This is a genomic window from Sphingosinithalassobacter sp. LHW66-3 (genome assembly GCF_050703275.1).
Lineage (GTDB): Bacteria > Pseudomonadota > Alphaproteobacteria > Sphingomonadales > Sphingomonadaceae > Sphingomonas.
In genome coordinates, this window is sequence record NZ_CP193482.1 from 1994831 (window position 1) to 2017088 (window position 22258).

The 22258-nt window shown below is 67.8% G+C and carries 28 protein-coding genes and 1 riboswitch; of the genes, 9 read left to right on the forward strand and 19 right to left on the reverse strand.

The annotated features are described in order from the left end of the window. Positions 1-41: 41 nt before the first annotated feature. Positions 42-2315: a phosphoenolpyruvate--protein phosphotransferase gene (gene ptsP, locus ACQ450_RS09690; protein ID WP_188053131.1), complete on the reverse strand. Its 2274-nt coding sequence runs from the start codon at positions 2313-2315 to the stop codon at positions 42-44. A 68-nt stretch (positions 2316-2383) separates the two neighbouring features. Further along, positions 2384-3037, reverse strand: a complete 654-nt coding sequence (locus tag ACQ450_RS09695; RefSeq protein WP_431469109.1) for a hypothetical protein — start codon at positions 3035-3037, stop codon at positions 2384-2386. A gap of 103 nt (positions 3038-3140) precedes the next feature. On the opposite strand from ACQ450_RS09695, the gene ACQ450_RS09700 reads away from it, so the two are divergent. Continuing rightward, positions 3141-3521: a hypothetical protein gene (locus tag ACQ450_RS09700; RefSeq protein ID WP_431469110.1), complete on the forward strand. Its 381-nt coding sequence runs from the start codon at positions 3141-3143 to the stop codon at positions 3519-3521. A 9-nt stretch (positions 3522-3530) separates the two neighbouring features. Here the strand turns inward: ACQ450_RS09700 and ACQ450_RS09705 are convergent, their stop codons facing one another. Beyond that, a complete protein-coding gene (locus ACQ450_RS09705) occupies positions 3531-4562 on the reverse strand; it encodes an NAD(P)H-dependent flavin oxidoreductase (protein WP_188053134.1) in 1032 nt (343 codons plus the stop codon). A 46-nt stretch (positions 4563-4608) separates the two neighbouring features. Between ACQ450_RS09705 and ACQ450_RS09710 the strand changes: the two genes are divergently transcribed. Beyond that, positions 4609-5025, forward strand: coding sequence for a secondary thiamine-phosphate synthase enzyme YjbQ (locus ACQ450_RS09710; protein ID WP_431469111.1), 417 nt, complete (start codon positions 4609-4611; stop codon positions 5023-5025). Here ACQ450_RS09710 and ACQ450_RS09715 read toward each other — a convergent pair. Further along, positions 5022-6362 (reverse strand): Nramp family divalent metal transporter, encoded by a 1341-nt coding sequence (locus ACQ450_RS09715; protein ID WP_431469112.1) that lies wholly within the window; start codon positions 6360-6362, stop codon positions 5022-5024. The genes ACQ450_RS09710 and ACQ450_RS09715 overlap by 4 nt on opposite strands. A 76-nt stretch (positions 6363-6438) precedes the next feature. Here ACQ450_RS09715 and mntR point away from each other — a divergent pair, with 76 nt between their 5' ends. Beyond that, positions 6439-6915 carry a manganese-binding transcriptional regulator MntR gene (gene mntR / locus ACQ450_RS09720; RefSeq protein WP_431469113.1) on the forward strand — a complete coding sequence of 159 codons (477 nt, stop codon included), beginning with the start codon at positions 6439-6441 and terminating at the stop codon, positions 6913-6915. Here the strand turns inward: mntR and ACQ450_RS09725 are convergent. Further along, positions 6882-8132: an aspartate kinase gene (locus ACQ450_RS09725; protein ID WP_188053138.1), complete on the reverse strand. Its 1251-nt coding sequence runs from the start codon at positions 8130-8132 to the stop codon at positions 6882-6884. The two genes, mntR and ACQ450_RS09725, sit on opposite strands and share 34 nt — an antisense overlap. A 58-nt stretch (positions 8133-8190) precedes the next feature. Here ACQ450_RS09725 and ubiG point away from each other — a divergent pair, with 58 nt between their 5' ends. Beyond that, the gene (gene ubiG / locus ACQ450_RS09730) at positions 8191-8922 is read left to right on the forward strand and encodes a bifunctional 2-polyprenyl-6-hydroxyphenol methylase/3-demethylubiquinol 3-O-methyltransferase UbiG (RefSeq protein ID WP_431469114.1); all 732 of its coding nucleotides are present in this window, start codon (positions 8191-8193) and stop codon (positions 8920-8922) included. Positions 8923-8936: 14 nt separating this feature from the next. On the opposite strand, the gene ACQ450_RS09735 is transcribed toward ubiG, so the two are convergent. Beyond that, positions 8937-9308 (reverse strand): tRNA-binding protein, encoded by a 372-nt coding sequence (locus ACQ450_RS09735; RefSeq protein WP_431469115.1) that lies wholly within the window; start codon positions 9306-9308, stop codon positions 8937-8939. Positions 9309-9356: 48 nt separating this feature from the next. Next, positions 9357-9899 carry a hypothetical protein gene (locus ACQ450_RS09740; RefSeq protein ID WP_431469116.1) on the reverse strand — a complete coding sequence of 181 codons (543 nt, stop codon included), beginning with the start codon at positions 9897-9899 and terminating at the stop codon, positions 9357-9359. A gap of 192 nt (positions 9900-10091) precedes the next feature. On the opposite strand from ACQ450_RS09740, the gene ACQ450_RS09745 reads away from it, so the two are divergent. Then, on the forward strand, positions 10092-11261 hold the full coding sequence (locus ACQ450_RS09745; protein WP_431469117.1) for a diguanylate cyclase domain-containing protein: 1170 nt from the start codon (positions 10092-10094) through the stop codon (positions 11259-11261). Between the two features lie 37 nt (positions 11262-11298). Here ACQ450_RS09745 and ACQ450_RS09750 read toward each other — a convergent pair whose 3' ends face one another. From ACQ450_RS09750 to ACQ450_RS09775, 6 genes are all read right to left on the reverse strand, one after another. Then, on the reverse strand, positions 11299-11895 hold the full coding sequence (locus tag ACQ450_RS09750) for a hypothetical protein (RefSeq protein WP_431469118.1): 597 nt from the start codon (positions 11893-11895) through the stop codon (positions 11299-11301). A gap of 88 nt (positions 11896-11983) precedes the next feature. Then, positions 11984-12763, reverse strand: coding sequence for a phosphatase PAP2 family protein (locus ACQ450_RS09755; protein ID WP_431469119.1), 780 nt, complete (start codon positions 12761-12763; stop codon positions 11984-11986). Positions 12764-12870: 107 nt separating this feature from the next. Further along, the gene (locus ACQ450_RS09760; RefSeq protein WP_431469120.1) at positions 12871-13620 is read right to left on the reverse strand and encodes a hypothetical protein; all 750 of its coding nucleotides are present in this window, start codon (positions 13618-13620) and stop codon (positions 12871-12873) included. Positions 13621-13813: 193 nt separating this feature from the next. After that, positions 13814-14059 (reverse strand): hypothetical protein, encoded by a 246-nt coding sequence (locus ACQ450_RS09765; RefSeq protein ID WP_431469121.1) that lies wholly within the window; start codon positions 14057-14059, stop codon positions 13814-13816. Between the two features lie 53 nt (positions 14060-14112). Then, positions 14113-14268 (reverse strand): hypothetical protein, encoded by a 156-nt coding sequence (locus ACQ450_RS09770; protein ID WP_188053146.1) that lies wholly within the window; start codon positions 14266-14268, stop codon positions 14113-14115. A gap of 167 nt (positions 14269-14435) precedes the next feature. Then, positions 14436-14663 carry a DUF6471 domain-containing protein gene (locus tag ACQ450_RS09775; RefSeq protein ID WP_431469122.1) on the reverse strand — a complete coding sequence of 76 codons (228 nt, stop codon included), beginning with the start codon at positions 14661-14663 and terminating at the stop codon, positions 14436-14438. 284 nt (positions 14664-14947) lie between these two features. Here ACQ450_RS09775 and ACQ450_RS09780 point away from each other — a divergent pair, with 284 nt between their 5' ends. After that, positions 14948-15133: a hypothetical protein gene (locus tag ACQ450_RS09780; RefSeq protein ID WP_431469123.1), complete on the forward strand. Its 186-nt coding sequence runs from the start codon at positions 14948-14950 to the stop codon at positions 15131-15133. A gap of 159 nt (positions 15134-15292) precedes the next feature. Then, the gene (locus tag ACQ450_RS09785; protein WP_431469124.1) at positions 15293-15742 is read left to right on the forward strand and encodes a Fic family protein; all 450 of its coding nucleotides are present in this window, start codon (positions 15293-15295) and stop codon (positions 15740-15742) included. Positions 15743-15771: 29 nt separating this feature from the next. Here ACQ450_RS09785 and thiC read toward each other — a convergent pair whose 3' ends face one another. Then, positions 15772-17820, reverse strand: a complete 2049-nt coding sequence (thiC, locus tag ACQ450_RS09790) for a phosphomethylpyrimidine synthase ThiC (protein ID WP_431469125.1) — start codon at positions 17818-17820, stop codon at positions 15772-15774. Positions 17821-17857: 37 nt separating this feature from the next. Then, a riboswitch (TPP riboswitch) is annotated at positions 17858-17968 on the reverse strand. A 127-nt stretch (positions 17969-18095) separates the two neighbouring features. Here thiC and ACQ450_RS09795 point away from each other — a divergent pair. Both ACQ450_RS09795 and ACQ450_RS09800 read left to right on the forward strand, forming a co-directional pair. Next, positions 18096-18545 (forward strand): hypothetical protein, encoded by a 450-nt coding sequence (locus tag ACQ450_RS09795; RefSeq protein ID WP_431469126.1) that lies wholly within the window; start codon positions 18096-18098, stop codon positions 18543-18545. Next, the gene (locus ACQ450_RS09800; protein WP_431469127.1) at positions 18542-18868 is read left to right on the forward strand and encodes a transcriptional regulator; all 327 of its coding nucleotides are present in this window, start codon (positions 18542-18544) and stop codon (positions 18866-18868) included. Before ACQ450_RS09795 ends, ACQ450_RS09800 begins: the two co-directional genes overlap by 4 nt. Here ACQ450_RS09800 and ACQ450_RS09805 read toward each other — a convergent pair. The 5 genes from ACQ450_RS09805 to ACQ450_RS09825 all read right to left on the reverse strand — a co-directional run bounded on the left by ACQ450_RS09805 (position 18856) and on the right by ACQ450_RS09825 (position 22244). Continuing rightward, complete coding sequence (locus ACQ450_RS09805; RefSeq protein ID WP_431469128.1) at positions 18856-19695, reverse strand: MipA/OmpV family protein; 840 nt, start codon at positions 19693-19695, stop codon at positions 18856-18858. The genes ACQ450_RS09800 and ACQ450_RS09805 overlap by 13 nt on opposite strands. Positions 19696-19769: 74 nt before the next feature. After that, a complete protein-coding gene (locus ACQ450_RS09810) occupies positions 19770-20159 on the reverse strand; it encodes a DUF2141 domain-containing protein (RefSeq protein ID WP_431469129.1) in 390 nt (129 codons plus the stop codon). Next, positions 20125-20919 carry a sterol desaturase family protein gene (locus ACQ450_RS09815; RefSeq protein ID WP_431469130.1) on the reverse strand — a complete coding sequence of 265 codons (795 nt, stop codon included), beginning with the start codon at positions 20917-20919 and terminating at the stop codon, positions 20125-20127. Before ACQ450_RS09815 ends, ACQ450_RS09810 begins: the two co-directional genes overlap by 35 nt. Positions 20920-20981: 62 nt before the next feature. After that, positions 20982-21488, reverse strand: a complete 507-nt coding sequence (locus tag ACQ450_RS09820; RefSeq protein WP_431469131.1) for a mismatch-specific DNA-glycosylase — start codon at positions 21486-21488, stop codon at positions 20982-20984. Continuing rightward, a complete protein-coding gene (locus ACQ450_RS09825) occupies positions 21489-22244 on the reverse strand; it encodes an SDR family oxidoreductase (RefSeq protein WP_431469132.1) in 756 nt (251 codons plus the stop codon). Positions 22245-22258 lie beyond the last annotated feature (14 nt).

The window sequence follows — 22258 nt, forward strand, 5'->3', positions numbered from 1 at the left end:
GGTGCAGTGTCAACGCCGCAACCGGCCAATTTGTCCCTGAATCAAGCCAGTTCGACGGAGTTCTCCGCTGCCCAGGCGCTCAGGCTGCTGCGCAGCGGCGCGCGCGGCTCGGCGAGGCATGCCGCCATGTGCGTCCGGAGCGCCGCACGATCGACCGAGCGGATCATCGCCTTCACCGGCCCCACCGCCGCCGGCGTGATCGACAGCCGCTCGATACCGATCCCGATCAGCGCCATCGCCTCCAGCGGCCGCCCTCCCATTTCGCCGCACACGGCCACCGGCACTCCGGCCGGCGTAGCCTGATCGACGATCCGCTTCAGAAAGCGCAGGATCGAGGGGCTCAGCCAATCATAGCGCAGCGCGAGCTTCGGGTGCGCACGATCCGCGGCGAAGAGAAACTGAGTGAGATCGTTGGTCCCGATCGACAGGAAATCGAGCCGGGGCAGCAGCAAATCCAGCACTTCGGCCAGTGCCGGGACTTCGAGCATGGCACCATAGCGCACTTCGTTCGGCAGCTTGCGCCCGCGCGCGCTCAGCCAGGCCCGCTGCGCCTCGAACAGCGCGCGCGCCTGCTCGAACTCCCACGGCTCGGACACCATCGGAAACATGACGTTCAGCGTTCGCCCCGCCGCCGCTTCGAGCAGCGCGCGCGCCTGCGCCTTCATCAGCCCGTCGCGCTCTAGCGCCAGCCGCAGCGCGCGCCAGCCCATCGCGGGATTCTCTTCGTCGCCGTCGTCGTGGTTGAGATAGGGCAGCGCCTTGTCGCCACCGATGTCGACGGTGCGGAAGATCACCGGACGCTCGCCGGCGGCGTCGAGGACGTCGCGATAGAGCCGCAGTTGGCGTTCGCGCTGCGGCAGCGTCGCCGACACGAGGAACTGAAATTCGGTGCGGAACAGGCCGATGCCGTCGGCGCCGGTGAGATCGAGCGCCGATACGTCATCGCGCAGCCCCGCGTTCACCATCAGCTGGAGGCGGTGGCCGTCCCTGGTGACCGGCGGCTCGGCCTTCAGCCGGGCGAAGGCGGCGCGCCGCTTCTGGGTGACGAGCAGCTTCGCCTCGAACGCCTCTTCCATCGGCGCGCTCGGGCGGATGAAGAGGCTTTCCTCGCTCACGTCGAGCAACAGCAGATCGCCTTCGGCGATCAGGCGGCGCACGTCGCGGACGCGCCCCAGAACGGGCACGCCCATCGCCCGCGCGACGATGGTGACATGGGCAGTGAGCGACCCCTCCTCCAGCACCACGCCCTTCAGCCGCCGCCGGTCGTATTCGAGCAGCTCGGCAGGGCCGAGATTGCGCGCGATCAGGATCGCATCCTGCCGCAGCCCGAGCTGCGCGGCCGTGCCGAGCTGGCCCGAGACGATCCGCAGCAGGCGGTTCGACAGATCCTCCAGATCGTGCATGCGATCCTGAAGCAGCGGATCGGAAATCTCGCGCATGCGCATCCGCGTGCGCTGCTGAACGCGCTCGATCGCGGCCTCGGCCGTGAGGCCGCTGTCGATCGCCTCGTTGATGCGGCGCGACCAGCCTTCGTCATAGGCGAACATCTTGTAGGTCTCGATGACCTCCTCATGCTCGCCGCCGGTGCCGAACTCGGCCTGGCTGGTCATCCGGTCGATCTGCTCGCGCATCTTGTCGAACGCGGCATAGACACGATGGCGCTCGGCCTCGGTATCCTCGGCAACCGTATGCTCGATCGTGATCCGCGGCTGGTGATAGACGGCGATTCCGCGCGCCATCCCCTCGACCAGCTTGAAACCGGGGATTCGGATCGCCGCTGTCGACTGCGGCCGCGCGGAGGTCGCCCCGGCCGGATCGATCAGCCCGGCATTCGCGATCAACTCGGAAAGCACCATCGCGACGGTCTGCAGCGCCTCGATCTCGACATCGGCATAGCGGCGCGGATCGGCATGCTGGACCGCCAGCACACCGACAGCGCGCTCCTTGCGGATGATCGGAACGCCGGCGAAGCTGTGATAGGCTTCTTCGCCGGTTTCGGGCCGGTAGGCGAAGTCGGGATGCGAGGCCGCCTCGTCGAGGTTCAGCGTCTCGACATTCGCCGCGATGGTGCCGACGAGACCTTCGCCGAGCGCCAGCTTCGTGACGTGAACCGCGTCCTGGTGCAGGCCGCGCGTCGCGAACAGCTCGAGCACGCCCTCGCGCAGCAGATAGATCGAGCAGACCTCACTATCGAGCGCTTCGCCGATGATGTTGACGACCGAATTGAGCTTCGCCTGCGCGGCCGCGCGCGACGCCATCACGTCGTGGAGACGGGTCAGGATCTCGCGAGCGGAGGCGGCGGCCGAGACGGGCATGCTATGGCGCTACCAGATTGCCGCGGCCTGCGCCAAGCGGCTTGCGCAGCGGCGTCGCCACCGCTGCCTCACTCCGCCGGCGCGATCACGATATCGGAAGCCAGGAACACGGCCGGATCGTAGGCGATGCGCGGGATTCCACTCCCGCTGGCGCGCCAGGCGACGAGGCGCGCACGATAATCCGTCCAGGCAGCGTGATATGCAGTGAACGAACGATCGAGATCCGCAAGCGCCGTGGCCGCGAAGCCCGGAAGCGCAGCCGTGTCGGTCGCGGCGGCGGCCACCGCAATCTCCTCCGCCGTTCCGCAGAAGCCGTCGCGACCGGTCGGCTGGGCGAAGTAGTTGTACAGCCCGGTCATCGCGCGATCATAGGCGAGCTGATTCGCATGCTCGTCGACGACGGCTTCATGCGCACGGGCGAGCGCGCGCGAATGAACCGACAGCAGCCGGTTGTATGCCGGCACGATGCCGTCCGCCTGCGTGCACTGCAGCGCCGCGACGTTGAGGCCGGCGCGCAAGTGCCACAGCGTGGCGGCGGGCGAGAGGCCGCGGTTGGGCGTGGGAAGCGGCGGCTGGTCTGCCATTCCGCCCGGCGGCGGTTGTGGCGGCGCGGGCGGCGTCGGCGGGAGCGCTGCGGCCGGCTCCGGTGCGGCTGCACGCGGAGCGCAGCCACTCAGCAGGGCGACGGCGGCAAGCGCGACGAGCAAGGGCGGGCGCAACATCGACAATCCTTTTCGCGCCCCCCGGCTATCCGTCCTCTTGCGCAAAAGCGTTAGCGCGTCGTTAAATGAGCCGACGGATTGCCGGCGATGCGAGGAGGGCGTGATGACACGTGCGTGGGCGAAGGTGGCCGGCAGCCTTTCAGCGGCGGCAGTGCTGGGCGGGGCACAGCCGGGCCCGCAGCCGCAGAATGCGGGCAGCAGCAGCTGCAGCGACCAAATCAGCCGCTGGATCACTCTGCGGAACCTTACGCAATCGATCGTGTACCGCGTGCACGAGCGCAGTCCGGGCGACGCCGAGTGGCAGAACTTCGACAAGCTGGGCGATGTTGCCCTGCTGCCGGGCCAATCGGTGCGGATGGCGATGAGCCGGGCAGATTGCCGGTGCAGCAGCGACCTTCGCGTCGAGTTTTTCGGAGACGCTCCGGAGCGGGTCTTTACCCGCGTCAGCTACTGCGGCGGCACGACCACACTCGACGTCGACTGACCGGTCGCGTCAGGCGGCGCGCTTTTCGAGCGCCTGCGCCGCCTCGGCCATCAGCGTGCCGATGATGTCGGCGACCGGCTCCTCCTTGGTCACCATGCCGACCGACTGGCCCGCCATCACGCTGCCATGCTCGACATCGCCGTCGATCACTGCGCGGCGCAGCGCGCCTGCCCAATAATGCTCGATCTGAAGCTGGGCCTCGGCCATCGCCACCCTGCCTTCGTCGAGCGCCTGGGCGACCTCGCGCTGCTTTGCGGTGAACAGCTCGCCGCCCGCGTTCTTGAGCGCGCGGACCGGAATCACCGGCAGCCGCGGATCGATCTGAACGCTGGCCACCGCATCGCGCGCCGAGGCACGAATGAACGCGCGCTTGAAATTGGCGTGGGCGATGCTCTCGTTCGCGCAGACGAAGCGCGTGCCGAGCTGCACGCCCGCGGCGCCCATGTCGAGATAGCCGGCGATCGCCTCGCCGCGGCCGATGCCGCCGGCGACGAACACCGGCACCTGGCTCGCCATTTCGGGCAGAATCTCCTGCGCCAGCACGCTCGTCGACACGGGACCGATATGGCCGCCCGCCTCCATCCCCTCGACCACGAGCGCGTCGACGCCGGAGCGAACGAGCTTCTTGGCGAGACTGAGCGCCGGAGCAAAGCAGATCAGCCTCGCGCCCTTGGCCTTGATCGCATCGACGCTGCCCGACGGCGGCAAGCCGCCCGCCAGCACGACATGGCCGACCTCGTGCTTCGCGCAGACGTCGATCAGATCGAACAGCTGCGGGTGCATGGTGATGAGGTTCACGCCGAACGGCTTGTCGGTGAGCGCACGGGTGCCGGCAATCTCGGCGTCCAGCAGTTCGGGAGTCATCGCGCCGCACGCGATCACGCCGAACCCGCCGGCGTTCGAGATCGCGGAGACCAGATTGCGCTCCGAAACCCAGGACATCGCGCCGCCGAGGATCGCAACCTCCGTACCCAGGAATTCGCAGCCGCGCGCCATGCGCCGGGACAGGCGCTCGGCGCCGATCGAGGAGGTGTCGTTCATAGACGGGGCCTAGCCGCGCTCGCCCGGTTCAGGCAAGCTCGCGCCGATGCGACAGGCCCAGACGACGCTTACGATCGATACTCCGGGACAGGGGCTGCACGAATGTACGCGCGCGGTGCTCGACTGGGTCGCGTCGACCCGGATCGAAACGGGGTTGCTGACGCTGTTCGTCCGCCACACCTCCGCCTCGCTACTGATCCAGGAGAATGCCGCGCCTGCCGCGCGCCGCGATCTCGAGCATTATTTCGCCCGCATCGCGCCCGAGAGCTCCGGCTATGAGCACGACGACGAGGGGCCCGACGACATGCCCGCGCATCTTCGAACGGCGCTGACTGCGACCAGCCTGTCGATCCCGGTGGCGACCGGGCGCGCAGTTCTCGGGATCTGGCAGGGAATCTATCTGTTCGAGCATCGCGCGGCGCCGCACCGGCGCGAACTCGCGCTGCACCTGATCGGCGACTAGAGCCCGCCGCCGGCCGCGACGTCCACGAGCAGCTTGACGTTGAGCGCGACGATGATCGCGGCGATCGCCCAGGCGGCCAGGATCAGCCAGCGCGGGTTGACGAACTCTCCCATCTTCGTGCGATCGCTGGTGAAACGCACCAGCGGGATCACTGCGAAGGGCAGTTGCATGCTGAGAATGACCTGGCTGAGAACGAGCAGCTGCGCCGTGCCGCTTTCGCCATAGAGCACCGCGACCACCACTGCGGGGATGATTGCGAGCAGCCGCGTGATCATCCGCCGCAGCCATGGCGCGATGCGGATCTCGAGAAAGCCCTCCATCACGATCTGCCCGGCCAGCGTGGCAGTGATGGTGGAATTCTGGCCCGAGGCGAGCAGCGCCACGGCGAACAAGGTGCTCGCCGCCGCAACCCCCAGAGTCGGCGCCAGCAAGGCATAGGCGTCCTGGATCTCGGCCACGTCGGTGCGGCCGGCGGTGTGAAAGGCCGACGCCGCGAGGATCAGGATCGCGGCGTTGATGAACAATGCCAGCATCAGCGCGACACTGCTGTCGATCGTCGCAAACCGGATCGCCTCACGGCGGCCGCGCGGCGTGCGCTCGAAGGCACGCGTCTGAACGATCGACGAGTGGAGATAGAGGTTGTGCGGCATCACCGTCGCTCCCAGGATGCCGATCGCGATGTAGAGCATCGCCGGGTTCGTCACGACTTCGGGCGAAGGCACGAAGCCACCGAGAATCGCGCCGATCTCTGGCTGCGAAAGCGCCAGCTCGAACGCGAAGCACACGGCGATCACGATCAGCAGCGCCACGATGAACGCTTCGAGCCAGCGGAAGCCGCGATGCTGCAGGAAGAGGATCAGCATCACGTCGAGCGCGGTAAGGCAGACGCCCCACACGATGGGAATCCCGAACAACAGGTTGAGCGCGATCGCGGTGCCGATCACTTCGGCAAGATCGCAGGCGATGATCGCGAGCTCGCACGCGATCCACAGCACGAAGCCGACCGGGCGGCTGTAGTGATCGCGGCATGCTTGGGCGAGATCGCGCCCGGTGACGATGCCAAGCTTGGCGGCAAGCGCCTGGAGCAAGATCGCCATGATGTTGGACAGGAGGATGACCGATAGCAGCGTGTAGCCGAACTGCGAGCCGCCGGCGATGTCGGTGGCCCAGTTGCCCGGATCCATGTATCCCACGGCAACCAGATAGCCGGGGCCCGCGAATGCACCGAACTTGCGCCAGAAACGCCCCCTATCGGGGACGGAGACAGTCCGAAATACTTCGGGCAGGCTCGGCATCGAGCGGCGGCGCCAGCCCGGCGCCTCCGACGGTTCTTTCATTCACGCCCCCTTGCGTCAGCACCTTGCAACAAAATGAGCCAAGGCTAACTTGTATCCCCGAACCGGCAGCGATGAAATGAAAAAGGCGCTTCCCGATGCCGCCGCGCAGGCGCAACGCTTCGCGCGCGTCCGCGAGGCGCATCGAACCGAAGTCCAGGAGGATTATGTCGAGCTGATCGCCGATCTAATCGCCGCGAAGGGCGAGGCGCGGGCGGCGGATCTCGCCGAGCGGCTGGGAGTGAGCGCGGCGACGGTGACCAAGACGCTGATGCGGCTCAAACGCGACGGGCTGATCGACACCGAGCCCTATCGCTCGATCTTTCTGACAGCCGCTGGAGCAGAGATGGCCGGCCGTTCAAAGGCGCGGCACGAACTGGTGGTGGCGTTCCTGGTCGACATCGGCGTGCCGCTCGCCACGGCCGAGATCGATGCGGAGGGCGTCGAGCATCATCTCAGCGCCGAAACACTGGCCGTGATGCGAAACCGGCTCGAGCGCAGCCGCTCGCGATCCGGCCCCGATCAGGCCGCTTCGTCGGGCGCGTCGAGCCCATAGGCAGTGTGAAGGACGCGCACCGCCAGCTCGGTATAATCCTCCTCGACCAGCACCGAGACCTTGATCTCGGAAGTGGTGATCGCCTGAATGTTGATCCCGCGCTCGCCGAGTGTCTGGAACATCGTGGCGGCGACGCCCGCATGACTGCGCATGCCGACGCCCACGACCGAAATCTTGCTCACCCGCACATCGTGCATCAGCTTGGCATAGCCGATCTCGGGCCGCGCCTTGTCGAGCACGTCGAGCGCCCGCGCCAGCTCGGCCTTGGGCACGGTGAAGGTCACGTCGGTCGAGCCGCCGCTGTGCGCGACATTCTGGACGATCATATCGACGTTGATGTTCGCTTCGGCAAGCGGGCCGAAGATCGCCGCCACCGCGCCGGGCCGGTCGGGCACTTCGGTGAGCGTGATCTTCGCCTCGTTCTTGTCGTGAGCGATGCCGGTGATGAGCTGGCGTTCCATGTCGAGTTCCTCTTCGCCGACGATCAACGTACCGGGCACCGGGTCGCCGTCCGGATCGGTGAACGACGACAGCACCTGGACGCGCACGCCTTCTTTCATTGCGAGCCCCACCGAGCGAGTCTGCAGCACCTTCGCGCCGACGCTGGCGAGCTCGAGCATTTCCTCATAGGTCACGCGCTTGAGCTTGCGCGCCCTCGGCACGATCCGCGGATCGGTGGTGTAGACGCCGTCCACGTCGGTGTAGATGTCGCAGCGATCGGCCTTCATCGCCGCCGCCATCGCCACGGCCGACGTATCCGATCCGCCGCGGCCCAGCGTGGTCACGCGCTCGCCCGCGGCGATGCCCTGAAAGCCAGGGATTACCGCGACTTCGCGCTGCGCCATCGAAGCGAGCAGCGTATCGGTTTGGATGTCGGCGATCCGCGCAGAGGCATGGCCGTCCGACGTGCGGATCGGCAGCTGCCAGCCGAGCCAGCTGCGTGCGGGCACCCCGATCGCCTGAAGCGCGATAGCGAGCAGCCCGCTCGTCACCTGCTCGCCGCTCGACACGACCACGTCATATTCGCGCGGATCGTAGAGCGAACTCGCCTCACGACAGAAATTCACCAGCCGGTCGGTCTCGCCCGCCATGGCGGAAACGACGACGGCGACTTCATTGCCCTGGTCCCACTCGTGTTTCACTCGAGCGGCGACATTGCGGATGCGCTCGATGCCGGCCATCGAGGTGCCGCCGAACTTCATCACGATGCGCGCCATGGAAACTTGCCTGATCCCGGAGCTTGGGAGAGATGGGCGGTCCTGATAGGAGCGGGCGATGGCGAACGCAACAAGTGCAACGATTGACCCCCGCGAAGCGGAACATTTCGGCAGGCTGGCGGCCGATTGGTGGAATCCCCGGGGCTCCTCGGCGATGCTCCACCGGCTCAATCCGCCCAGGCTCGCCTATCTGCGCGCGGCGATCGACGGCCACTGGCATGGCGACCGCAGCGGCTTCGCGCCGCTGGCGGGCAAGCGCGCGCTCGACGTCGGCTGCGGCGCCGGGCTGCTGGCCGAGCCGCTCGCCCGGCTGGGCGCCGCAGTGACGGGAGTGGATGCCGCGCCGGAGAATATCGGCGCGGCCCGCGCGCATGCCGCCGCTTCGGGGCTGAAGATCGAGTATCGCGCCGGCGGCATCGAAGCGATCGCTGGCGCGCGGTTCGATCTCGTCACGTCGATGGAAGTGCTCGAGCACGTCGCCGACCCCGCGGCGTTCGTGCGCGGACTGGCCGGCGCCGTTGCCGAGGGGGGCCTCCTTGTCCTCTCGACTCCCAATCGGACGCCGCTTTCGCGAATCGCCTTGATCACATTGGGCGAAGGCAGCGGCGCCATTCCTCGCGGCACCCACGACTGGAACCGGTTCGTCACTCCCGAGGAGACGGAAGCGCTGCTCGCCGATGCCGGCATGCGCGTGACCGACCTGCGCGGGCTGAGCTTTTCGCCGAGCCGCGGCTTCACTCTGGGGAAGGACACGTCGCTCGACTATCTGGTCACCGCCGTCCCCGCCTGAGCCGGTCCCGCCGATCAGAACAATCGTCCGCCGTTCGGCACCGGCATTGTCGGGCGGACCAGCACCACCTTCCCCTCCGCATCGGGGAAGCCCAGCGTCAGGACTTCGGAAAGCGCGGGCCCGATCTGGCGCGGCGGGAAATTGACGACTGCCGCCACCTGCATGCCCGGCAGCTCGTCGAGCGCATATTGTTCGGTGATCTGGGCTGACGAGCGCTTGATGCCTATGGTGGGGCCGAAATCGATGCGCAGCCGATACGCGGGCTTGCGTGCCTCGGGAAAGGGCAGCGCCTCGATAATCGTGCCGACGCGGATGTCGACTGCCAGAAAGCTGTCGAAACCGATCTCCGCTGCGGCCGGCGCGCCCGGATCATGGCTGATGTGCATGGCGAATTCCCCCTTCCCCGTGCCTGTGCCGCGAGCGGCCGCTGCGCGCTACTCCCGGCAGGCGTCGAGGAAGGTGCGGGCCAGATTGGCTGGCACCGCCGGAAGCGGGCCGACCTGTTGCGCGCCATAGACGATCCCGATTCCTTCGGGATTACCCACGATCGCCGCGAACTCCGACGGCAGCGGCCCCGCGCCGGTCACGCCGCCGCGCTGCGCATCGCCGCCGGGATCGGCGACCAGCGCGACGACCGTTTCTCCGGCGCCGAAGTTCATCTGCTCCTCGCTTCCGATAGGTTCGAAGCCGGGCACGTTGATACGAAGCCGGTCGGTGCCCCCGCTCGCCGCGCAGATCAGCGTCGCCGTCGGCGTGCCAGTGTCCGAAGTTAGCGCGAGCATCGCCGCGCCATTGCCCGAGCGGAGTTCCCATGCGGTGACCGGCACCTCTGGATCGACCGCGGGCACCGGCACTTCCGCGACTTCGTTCGCCATCGGCTCATGCGCGGTCGGATCATCCTCCGCAGCGGGCGGAGGCGCTTCCGAACAGGCAGCGACAAGCGCGAGAAGGGCGACGGGGGCAAAGATCGAGCGCATGGAGTGGCGAACGCGAAACCCGCCGGATCGCTCCACGCCTTCGGAAAGCGGTGCGCTGTCGGAGATCCCCCGCACCTGCCTCGATCTGGGGCGTGGCCCGGCCGCATCAGCGGTGGGTGGGGCGCTCGACAGCGGTGCGCGAGCATTGATCCGATCTTAACGTCCTGCGGCCTACCTCGGCACGAGGGAGCGATGAACATCACAACGGCCGCCAAGGGGAAGACTCAGAAGCCGCACGCGGGATGGCCGCGTGCGGAGCGGCGCCTGATTCCCCGCGTGCCTGCCGCGATTGCCGACCGGCTGGCGCTGCAACAAAGCGAGCGGCTGCACGCATTCCTCCCGCTGATGTGCCTGCTGATCGCCGCGAACGCGCTGGCGATGGCCTATGCCGTGCTGGGCGACCTGCCCTGGTGGCAACAGGCGGCGCCACCGGTGATCATCGTCGGCGCCTGTCTGGCCGTGCTCGCCGCGAGCCGGATCGCAAAGCGACCCGTCAGCGCGGAAGCGGCGCGCCGCCAGCACCGCCGCGCCGCTGCGCTCGCCGGAGCGCTGGGGCTGGTCGCGGGCTTCTGGTGCGTCAACGCCTTCACCGAGACCGAGCAATATTATTGCATGACCGCGCCGGTATTCATCGGCATTTCGGCGATCGTCGCCGCGACCTGCCTGTTGAGCGTGCCCGGCGCGGCGATCGCGGCGATGGCCGCCACGCTGGCGCCGATCATCGTCAAGCTTGCTTCCTACGACTATGGATCGCTGCGCGCGATGGCCGCGATGCTGGCCCTGGTTACGCTGATGCAGGCGGGCGTGGTGCTCGCCAAGTTCCGCGAAACGATCGCCACGCTGGCGCTGGAGGCGCGGCTGGAGCGGATGGCCGAAGCCGACGCGCTCACCGGGCTCGACAATCGGCTGGCGTTCGACCGCAAGCTGGAGGCGCAACTCGATGCCGGCGCTCCGGTGATCGTGGCGCTGGGCGATCTCGACGGTTTCAAGCCGGTGAACGACACGCACGGCCATGCCGCGGGCGACGCCGTGCTGATCGAGATCGCGCGGCGGATGACCGCGCTGGCGCCGAGCGCGCTGTCGGTTGCGCGGCTGGGCGGCGACGAATTCGCGCTGCTGTTCGCCGACGGCGCAGCGAGCCAGGCGCGGCACGAGATCGAAGCGCTCGCCGCCGCACTGGCGCTGCCGATCGAGTATAACGGAACGGCACTGCACGTGGGATGCAGCCTCGGCAGCGCGGCGAGCGACCGCGACGGCGCGGCGATGGGCGCGCTGCTGCACGCCGCGGACATGCGCCTGTACGCGGCGAAGGCGGCGCGTTGCGGCGGCGGCCGCACGGAGCGGCGCAGCGCGGCGGCCTGACTCGACGCCGCAGCGCCGGCCCCGCGCAGCCGACGGATCAGCCGCACCCCTCGACATAGCCGAGCACGGGCATCGTGCCGATGTGGATCGCAGTAACGGTGCCGAGCTCTCCGATTTCGAAGCGCAGCGCCGGATCGCCGCTGTCGGCGTTGGGCGCGGTGAGATATTTGGCGGGCGCCGCGACATATTTGTGCGGCTCTTCGCGGAAGCCGGCGAAATCGGCGCGCACCGCCGATTCGCTCGCCCCGACGCCGATCCCTTCGATCAGTTCCACGTCGGATCCCTCGGCCACGGTGATGCGGCGAACGGCGCCCCGTTCGACGATCGCATAGACGCCGGGGTAGTCGGGCGAGCGGATGGCGGTGCACGCATCCGACTCCTGTGCGCCGCGGACGGCCCAGCTGGAATCGGTGGGGACCGGCTGGCCGATGCGCAGCGCGCCCAGTCCCTCGAGAGTCAGCACGGGGTCGCCCGCGGCGGGCGCGGCGGCGTTGGCAGCGGCATCGCTGCCGTCGGTCGCGCCGATCTCCGCAGTCACCATGGCGTTCGGGGCCCCCGCAGCACTCTCTTCCGGAGCGGGCGAGCAGGCGGCGAGGCTGAGCGCGAGTGCGCCCGCGGCGAGGATCCTCTTCATGGCGCCGGGAACGAGCGCGAGCCGGGGCGGTTCCCGCCGCGCCGGCGCTCCGCCGCCATTGGCGCGCGGCCAACGTTCGGCGCGACGCTCATGGCGCCGCCGCGCGGCGGCGACCGGCGCGATCGCGCAGCCAGCCGCCGAGCGCCCACCAGCCGAGCGCCCAGAGCAGCCCGAAGCTCCACCCCGCCAGCACGTCGCTGGGGAAATGCACCCCCAGATACATGCGGCTGAACCCGATCAACAGCACCAGCAGCAGCGCGCCGCCCGCCAGATACAGCCGCTCGCGCCGCCCCGCGGTGATCTGGGCGAGGAGCAGCGCGAGCGTGGCATAGACGATCGCGCTGTTGCCCGAATGGCCGCTGGGGAAGCTCGCCGATCCGGCCTCGACCAGATGGTCGACGAATTCGGGGCGCACCCGGCCCACGATCGCCTTGGCCGCGGCGATCGCCAGCGAGCCGCTGACGACCCCGGCCGCGAGCAGCGCGGCGGTGAGCACATGACGGCGCAGCAGCAGCCAGCCGATCGCGGCGAGCGTGACGAGCGTGAGCACCGTTCCGCCGCCCAGGGCAGTGATGTCGAGCATCGCCTGTTCGAACCAGCCGGGCCCCACCGGCACGCCCGGCGCACCGCCATGGCGCAGCGCGAGCAGCACCGCGCGATCGAACTCGAACTGGACACCGCGCGCAAGCGTGGCGCCGAGCACCGCGATCAGCAGCACCGCCGCAGCGGCGAGCGCGGCGGCGAGCAGCAGGCCCGGATGCCGCCGCGCCTCGGCGCTGCGATCGGGCGTGATCGGACCGGCGGCGGCGAGCGCGTAATCGAGCGGCGTATCGTCGGCGGCGGGAGAAGGCGTGTCGGCTGAAGTCATGCCCGATCGAACCCGCGGGCCCGCCGCGAGGTTTCAGCAGCGCTGCATCCGGCGCGAATCGGGCGCCGCTTGTGGCACCCTGATACCCGAACGCAGCGAATGCGACGCTACGTCCCCCCTTCTTCGTCCTCCTCCTCCTCCTCCTCCCGCCATATGCTGGGATGGGCGCGACGGTAATCGGCGCGGAACTGGGGATCCCACATCGGGGGCTCGCTGCGCCGCTGCCGCGCGAGCATCTCGTCATGGGCGACGCGCTCGGCGTGCAACTGCTCCTCGCTGCGGTGGAAGCGTTCGGGAAAGCCGACCGGCGTGCGGGGCCGGGGGGCGCCGAGTTCGTCGGCCCAGGCATCGTCCGCGAGGCGACTGGCGGCGCGCGCGAAGCCCTGTGCCTCGGCATCGGGCGCACGCGCGGCGACATAGCCGTCGATCCAGGCGCCGTAGCGGACGGGATCGCGCATGCGCAGGATGAACATCGCGAGCCGCTCGTCATAATAGCGCCGTTCGCCGATGATCTCGCCCTGATAGAAGACCGGACGCGCCACGCCGTGGATCGCGCGCGAGAGCGTGGCTTCGGCGAGCCGCTGGACGGCATATTCGAGCGCATGTTCCCAGGCCGCCCGGAACGACGTGGCATCCGGCCGGGCGCGCAGCCGATAGGCCGAGCTGGCGTGCATGCCGACCGCGCGCGCGGCGTGATCGACGCAGCCCGAGGCGGCCAGCGCCTCGATGAACTCGACCTGTTTCTCGGCGCTCCAGCCATCATGGCGGCGCGGCGTGGGAACGGGATCGAAGCCGGCGGCGAAGGGTTCGCGGTCCGAGGCCGGTTCGGGCGGAATCGGGGATCTGCCATGCGTCATCCCGCAGGATGAAGCAGAAAGCGCGCGTGTAGGACAGCGGCGGACGGGCGGTGCAGGACCGAAACGGCCCGAGGTGTGGCCGATCGGCATCCATCAGGCGCAGTAAGACGCGGGGCGCCCCGCGATCCCCCTTGGGCAAGATCCGGTGCGCGGCGCAACGGCGGGAGGGTCAAGCGCGCAGGGCGGCGGCGCGTCAGCCGCGCGGCCGCTTTGCCGCGACATCGCCGGCGGCGCGAACGATCGGCGGGACCGAAAGCAGGATGGCCGAGACGAGGCCGCCGATCGCGACCAGGCCGAGCGGCGTGACCCGGACCCTGGCCGAGGCGCGGAACCGGCCGGCCTTGAGCACGGCATGCGCGGTTTGCGGGACGGCGAGGGGCGCGGTGGCGGGGGCTGTGGCTGTGGCGGGGGCGGTGGCGGTGGCGGGAGGGTGCGTCATGCCGGGGCAAACGCGCGAGGGCGCGATCGGATCAGCGGGGCGCCCCGCAGCGCTCAGCCGGGCTTGCGCGCCTTGTGCGCGGCGATCGCCTCGTCAAGCGCGGCGATCCGCTGCCGCTCGGGCGTATCCTTTGCCAGCCCCTTGAGGCGACAGGCCGCCCAGAGCTGGCGGCGTTCGGATTCGAGCTTCTTGAGATAGAGATCGGCCATTGGCGCGGCCTAGCCCGAGATGCGGAGCGGGGGGAAGGGGTGCGCGGAAGCGCGGCGGCGGCGATCCGGGGGGGGGTGACGTTGGTATTGTGTCTCCGGAACTTCCCGGAATCCGGTGCCCCGAATCTGTCATTGAACCCATCTGGCGCCCAGGCCCCTCTGTTCAATTAGTCACCTATATGCAATGTAGTTGCTCCGATTGCGGAGAGACACTGAAGCAGGAACACTGCAGTGAATTTTCCACGAGCGAGCTTGTTTCGGATATTGGGCTCCGACTCAGCTACGCCGATTTCGCGCAACCGCGATGCAAGCTGAGCGTACGTCACACCCCTTCGTTTCAGTTCTGCCTTCAACGTCCCGCTTGCGCGCCGTTCCCACGTTTTGTCGAGCGGCATCCTGCCTCCATATGCGAATCGCAAGTGAAAGGGTCGTGTGACCCGTACTCAAGCCGTTGTGACCTGAGATCCGGTTTAACCCCTATATACGGCGGGCTTGCAATGTTGGATTGATGTGTCAATAGTCATTGCAGCCGCACCAAACCAGCAGCATCGACGCTTACAAACGTATCGCATTTGATGGCGTTACGGTTTGTTAAGGCGGAACATGTTATGGTGAGGTGCGTTGTCGTTGGGCCTCGCGGCCTGACGTCTCGGGGCTCATCGGGGGAAGGAGAGCTGGTATGGACGACGAACTCAGAGCTTTGCTTGAGCGGTCGAAGTCCGTGGAGCTGTCGCAGAATGAGATTGAAGAAAATCGCATTGCACTTGCTGCAGCCAACGGACAGCTAACCGATAAGCGCATCACGGTAGCCACCATGAAGGCAACACGCACAATTATGCTGGCCCGTGAGGAGGAAGCGGCTTAAGCTCGTTCAATGTCGAACGGGCAAGATCGCTTTTTCCGCAAACTAGAGAACGTCTACAGGCTCCACGAGCTGGTAGATGCGATCGTGACGGGAGCTTGCAATGCAGGCTCCCGTTTCTCTTTCTCTGAGGACCTCCTGCAACGGCTACACTCTGTTGCAATGAACCGCCTACTTGATACGCCAGGCCAGTATCGGCAGGTGCCGGTGACGATCACCAACTCTCCCCACAAGCCTCCCAATTGGCTTGATGTACCCAGCCATATGCGCACGATGTGCGACTACGTGAATGCGAACTGGGACACTGCTGACTTAGTCCATCTGGCATCATTCGTGCTCTGGCGGCTAAACTGGATTCACCCGTTCGAGAACGGAAACGGCCGAACCTCCCGGGCGGCTTCCTACATGGTGCTAAACGTCAAACATGGCAGACTCCTGCCGTCCCGCAACTCGATCATTGAGCAAATTGTAGGCAATCGGCAGCCGTACTATGACGCACTCCGTGCTGCAGATGATGCATACGCTCAGGGTGCCGCGCCGCCCGTCGCATTGCAGACGCTGCAGAACATGATGAGCGGAATGCTGAAAGAGCAGATCAAGGCCAATCTCTGACACCTCGCCGTTCTTGCACTCTCATTGCCTCAATCTCGCTCCCGCCCACCGGCACCCAGGTAAAGTTCGCTGCCGGTTTCCTTGAATACCTTGCTCATCGCTTCCATTCCGGCGTCGGCGTTGCTCAGGGGTGAGCCCCCTCCACCATGCTGCGCATGGTCCCCAGTGTTAGGTCGCGCATCCCCCCGGGATGCGCTGAGATTGCCGGGGGCAATCTCACCTGACACTCCGTGCCGGGGAGGATTGGCGGCGAGGAACCCCTCGGCGCCCTGATTTTGCTTCGCCGCGAAAGTCCCGAGTTCGAGATCGCGTCCATCCCCCGGATGGCCGCTATTTGCTGCGCGTCCCGCAGCAAATTCTCGAACTTCCTGCGTGATCTTCATCGAGCAGAATTTCGGTCCGCACATCGAGCAGAAATGGGCGGTCTTGGCGCCTTCGGCGGGGAGCGTCTGGTCGTGGTATTGCTCGGCGGTGTCGGGATCGAGCGACAGGTTGAACTGGTCGCGCCAGCGGAATTCGAAGCGGGCGCGTGACAAGGCATCGTCGCGCAGCTTTGCCGCCGGGTGGCCCTTGGCCAGATCGGCGGCGTGGGCGGCGAGCTTGTAGGTCACCACGCCGACCTTCACATCGTCGCGATCGGGGAGGCCGAGATGCTCCTTGGGCGTGACGTAGCAGAGCATCGCGGTGCCATACCAGCCGATCATCGCGGCGCCGATGCCGCTGGTGATATGATCGTAGCCCGGCGCGATATCGGTGGTGAGCGGCCCGAGCGTGTAGAAGGGCGCCTCGCCGCACGCTTCGAGCTGCTTGTCCATATTCTCCTTGATCTTGTGCATCGGCACATGGCCGGGGCCTTCGATCATCACCTGGACGTCGTGCTCCCACGCCTTCTTCGTCAGTTCGCCCAGCGTGTAGAGCTCGGCGAACTGCGCTTCGTCGTTGGCGTCGGCGATGCTGCCGGGGCGCAGGCCGTCGCCCAGCGAGAAGGCGACGTCATAGGCCTTCATCAGCTCGCAGATTTCCTCGAACCGCTCGTAGAGGAACGACTCCTTGTGATGCGCGAGGCACCATTTCGCCATGATGCTGCCCCCGCGGCTGACGATGCCGGTGACGCGCTTGGCGGTGAGCGGGACATAGGGCAGGCGGACGCCGGCGTGGATGGTGAAATAGTCGACGCCCTGCTCGGCCTGCTCGACGAGCGTGTCGCGGAAGATTTCCCAGGTCAGATCCTCGGCGATGCCGCCGACTTTCTCGAGCGCCTGATAGATGGGGACAGTGCCGATCGGCACGGGGCTGTTGCGGAGGATCCATTCGCGCGTGTCATGGATGTTGCGTCCGGTGGAGAGGTCCATCACCGTGTCGGCGCCCCAGCGCGTGGCCCAGACCATCTTGTCGACTTCGCTCGCCACGTCGGAGGCGACGGCGGAGTTGCCGATATTGGCGTTGATCTTGACCAGGAAGTTGCGGCCGATCGCCATCGGCTCGGACTCGGGGTGGTTGATGTTGCTGGGGATGATCGCGCGGCCGCGCGCGACTTCGTCGCGGACGAATTCGGGCGTGACGTGATCGGGGATCGCGGCGCCGAAGCTCTCGCCGTCGCGGGTGGCGGCGGCGTGCATCGCGTCGCGGCCCAGATTCTCGCGGATCGCGACATATTCCATTTCGGGCGTGACGATGCCGCGGCGGGCATAGTGCATCTGGCTGACGTTCATCCCCGGTTTCGCGCGCAGCACCGTCTTGCGGACGTTGGGGAAGGGCTGGACGCCGCCCGACCGGTCCGGCCCCGACATGCCGTTGTCCTCGGGCTTCACTTCGCGCTGGGCGACTTCCTCGACATCGCCGCGACCGCGAATCCAGTCGCGCCGCAGCTCGGGCAGGCCGGCCATGATGTCGATCCGCGCGTTCGGATCGGTATAGGGGCCCGAGGGATCATAGACGCGCAGCGGCGGCTCGCCCGACGAAGGCTCGAGATCGATCTCGCGCATCGCGACCTTCAGCGGACCGACGTGCACCTTGCGGCTGCCGCGGATCGCGCCGGTGGTGACCTTGAGCTCGGGGAATGCGGGGTTGTCGGCCATCGTATCGCTCCTCATGCGGAGGGACACGGATTTCGCGAGGCGAACGCCGCTCCCTCCCTACGCCGGTGTCAACCGGATCAGGTTCTGCGGGTCGCAGGCTCGTGCCTGCCTCTCAACCGCCGTTGCAGCGGTCCCCCGGGGATAGCGCCTGTGTAACAGCTTCGCGGCGACGGCGACAGGGCACGAATTCGCTTTCCACAGTGGAAAGTTTTGACTTGCCAAAGTGGAAAGACTCGCGCTATGGCTTTCCATATTGGAAAACGAGGAGCCAAGCCATGAGTCCCGAGGAAGCCCGCGCCGCACTTGCCCAGGTGCAGCAGACCGACCAGCGAATGGCCACGCGCATGCGCTGGCCGTTCCGCCGCCATGCGATGTTCGGCCTGTGCGAGGCGCTGATCGTCGGCGGGATCGGCACGGGCCATCCGGTCGGGATCGCCGCAATGGGCGCGGGATGCGCCCTCACCGCAGTGCTGATCCTCGACGACAAGAAGCGCCACGGCATGTTCGTTTCCGGGCTGCAAGGACGGCGGACCTGGCCGGCGCTGGCGATCGCGGTGATCCTGGCGCTCGCGGGCGTTATCGGCGCGCTGGCGCTGCGCGACGCGGAAGGGGTCGATCCGCGCGTGCTGGCGATCGCGGCGGTCGTCTGGGCCGGGTGCACCGCCGCGAGCCTGTGGTGGGAGCGGCTGTACCGGGCCGAGCTGGCCTCGGGAGCAGCGCAGTGAGCCGCGCCCCGCAGGTCGATCCGGCGCTGCACGCGCCCGCGCGGCTGCAGATCGCGGCGATGCTCGCACGCGCCGACGAAGTCGAGTTCGCGACGCTGCGCGAGGTGCTGGAGGTGAGCGACAGCGTGCTGTCCAAGCATCTCTCGGCGCTGAGCGAAGCAGGCTATGTCACGCTCAAGAAGGCGAAGATGGACGGGCGCCAGCGCACCTGGGCCGCCTTCACCCGCGCGGGGCGCAAGGCGTTCGCGAGCCATATGGCGGCGCTCCAGGCGCTGATCGCGGCCGCCGAGGGCGCGGCGGCGCCGGAGAGTCAGAAGGAGTAGGCGAGGCCGATAGCGCCCATCCACTGGTCACGCGACCCCGCGCGCGTGACCGGACTGTCGGCGAAATCGTTGACCAGGCGGCGATACATGCCGCCTGCGACGAGCTGGAGCCCGCCGGTGAGATCGCCGGTGAGCGAGACGGCAGTGCCCGCGCCGATGCCCCAGTTCTTCCACCCGCCATCGGCATCATAGGCGGGCAGGCCGCTGGCCGCCGCATCGGCGGGGGTGACGCTGAAATAGGCATCGGCATAGCCGTTTGCGACGCGCTCGGCCGAGGCGAACACCGCGACCGCGGCCTTGCGGCTGAGCGGAGTCATATAGCTGACCGATGGCGAGAGAATGCCGCTTTCGTGCGCGCCGTTGACGTCGTAGCGATAGCTGAGCGTGACCGAAAGCCGGTCATAGTCGCTGGTGACCACGCCGACGCGCGCGACGCCGACATAGCCGCCGAGTTCGATGCCGGTATTGCGCTCCGGAAGCGCCGCAACGCGCGGGTCGTCGATCGAATCCGCGCTGGTGCGATTGAAATCGAGCACGAGCGAGGGTCCGGCCTGAATGTCCCAGCCGGGGCCGCCGCTGTCGCGGACCAGATCGACGCTCAGCCGATTGCCGATGAACTGGAAGGCAAATCCCGAGACGCGGCCGATCGCACCCGGCGCGGGCGTGATCGACGTGTCGCCCGAGCCTTCATATTGCGGAAGCACCACGCCGGCGGCTCCGGCCATGACGAAATCGCCACCGGCATCGGCGCTGCGATCCTGCGCCAGAACGGGCGTGGCGAACAAGGTCGCGACGAGAAAGGCGGCACGGCGAAGCGCTGGGGGCACGAAGTCACTCCTGCGAAGAATGTTGCGGGTGCGAAACGCGGTTCCGGGCAATAGGGTCCGCGCGGGGATGCGGCTCAGAGAAGATAGCGCAGCCGCACCCGCTGAGTCGCGCCCTCGGCCGGCAGCGCGAAGCGTGCGGCGGCGAACCGCGGCGGGCCGAAACCGACTGCCGGGTTCTGCGAGAAGCCGAAGCCCTCACGCGGGATGCCGGCAAAGGTGTCGAGCCGCGCATTCCCGTTCTCGTCGTGGATCACGGCAAGCGCATAGGCGCCGGGAGCGAGCCGCTCGAGCCGGAGGCTGGCCACCGTCGCCGGAACCGTGCGCGTGATCGCGACGGCATCGTCGTGACAATCGGGAAAACTCGCCGGATCGCGGGTCAGGCAGAGGCGCAACACGCCGCGTTCCGAGCGCAGCGCAGCAAACTCGATCTCAAGGCTTGCCGACGGCTCTTCCAGCGGCGCCATCGCGGGCAGCAGCGCGGCGGCGAGCAGCAGCGCGATCGCGCGCGAAGTCGCCCGTCCCCCTATCGGTGCCGCAAAGCCGATCCCAGAAGCGGAAGTAGAGCCCATAGTTGCACCCATATTGCTCGTGATGGCGCTGATGATGGCTCGCCGTGATCAGCCAGGCCCCCACTGTCCCCCGCCACATGAACCGGGGGAAAATCTCCCACCCCATGTGATTGGTCACACCCATAACCGTCATGATCGCCAGCACCAGCCCCAGCGCGCCGACATGGATCGGAATCACGAACACCAGCAGCGGAATCACCACCGCCCCCGTGAGCGCCTCGATCGGATGGAAGCTCATCGCCGCCCAGGCGGTGGGCGGACGGCTGGCGTGGTGCACGGCATGGGCGATGCGGAACCACTTCGGCCGATGCATCCAGCGGTGGGTCCAGTAGAACCAGCTGTCGTGCGCGAAGAGATAGAGCAGCACCGACAGCGGCAGATACCAGAGCGGCCAGGCGGAGACATCGGTGTAGATCCGTGTCCAGCCGTGATTCTGCCATCCCCAGGCGACGATCCCGGCGGGAATCCCGTAGATCGCCGCGCTCGCCAGCGACCAGCCGATCTCGCGGCGCACCTGCGCGTCGAGCCCGGCGTAGAGGCCCGGATGCCGCAGCCGCGTCGCCAGCGCGAAGCCTCCGCTGGCGATCAGATAGCGCACGCCGACGATCAGCGTCATCGCGAGCGCGGACAGGAGGATGGCGAGAGCGACCGTCATTGTCGCGCTACCCTACACCGGCCGCGACCGGCTGGAAACGCCGCCAGGCCCATGCGGCGGAACTAGGGCCCCGCCCGCTCGGCAGCCGCAGCGAGTTCGCGGAACCACCGCAGCTTTTCCTCGAACCGCAGCCGGGCGAGACCGCTGGGCGACGGAAGCACGACGTCGCGCGCGGGCGGAAAGAGGCTGGCGCGCTGAAGCCCCCAATCGGCGCGGGCGCGCCCGGCGGCGGCGAGATAGACGCCCTTGCCCGTATAGCCGATCGCGCGAGGGCGGCAGCGCGCGACGATCTCCGCCAGCCGGGGCACGCCCGCGCGCAGCTCGGCGCGACCGAGTTCGGCGGCGGTGGCAGTGGCGCGCGCGACGAGGTTGGTCGAGCCGATGCCGTGATCCAGCAGCGCGCGGCATTCGTCGGGACGGAGCAGCCGCGGCGTCAGGCCGCTCGCGTGGAGCAGCCGCCAGAACTGATTGCCGTGCCCGGCATAGTGGTGGCCGGTATCTCCCGAGCGGATGCCCGGATTGAAGCCGACGATCAGCACATCGAGATCGGACGCGAGGATGTCTTCCATTCAATCGGCGTAGATCATCTTGCGGGTCATGCCGCCGTCGACGACGAACTGCTGGCCGGTGATGAAACCCGCGCCCTCGCTGGCGAGAAACGCCACCGTGGCGGCGATGTCCTGCGGCGTGCCCACCCGGCCGACCGGATGCTGCTCGCAGTCGATCGGGCGATGCTCGACCGGCTGGCGTTCGCCTGCCTTCTGCCAGTCGCGAGTCTCGATCCAGCCGGGAAGGATCGCGTTGACGCGGATGTCGGGCCCGAGGCTGATCGCGAGTGCGTGGGTGAGCGCACACAGCCCGCCCTTGGCGGCGGCATAGGCTTCGGTCTGCGGCTCCGACTGAAGCGCGCGCGTCGATGCCATGAACACGATCGAGCCCTTCGCGGGCCGCAGCAGCGGGACGCAGGCGCGCGTCATCAGAAAGCCGCCGGTGAGGTGGCTGTCCTGCCACTTCCGCCAGGTTTCGAGGGCGAGATCCTCGATCGGACCGGTATAGGGATCGGCGATGCCGGCGTTGCTGACGAGCAGATCGAGCCGGTCGCCGGCGAAGCCGCGCCAGGCGGCGACCGCATCGGCGACGGCGCTTTCGTCGCCGACGTCGACGGTGCGTGCGAAGAGCGGCGCCTGGGGGAGACGCTCGCGCATCTCGGCAACCGCTTCGCCATCAGCGTCGAAGATGCCGACGCGCCATCCCTGATCGAGCAGATGCTGGACGATCCCGCGGCCGATCCCCTGTGCGCCACCCGTTACGATTGCCGATTTCATCACCGTTCCTCCTC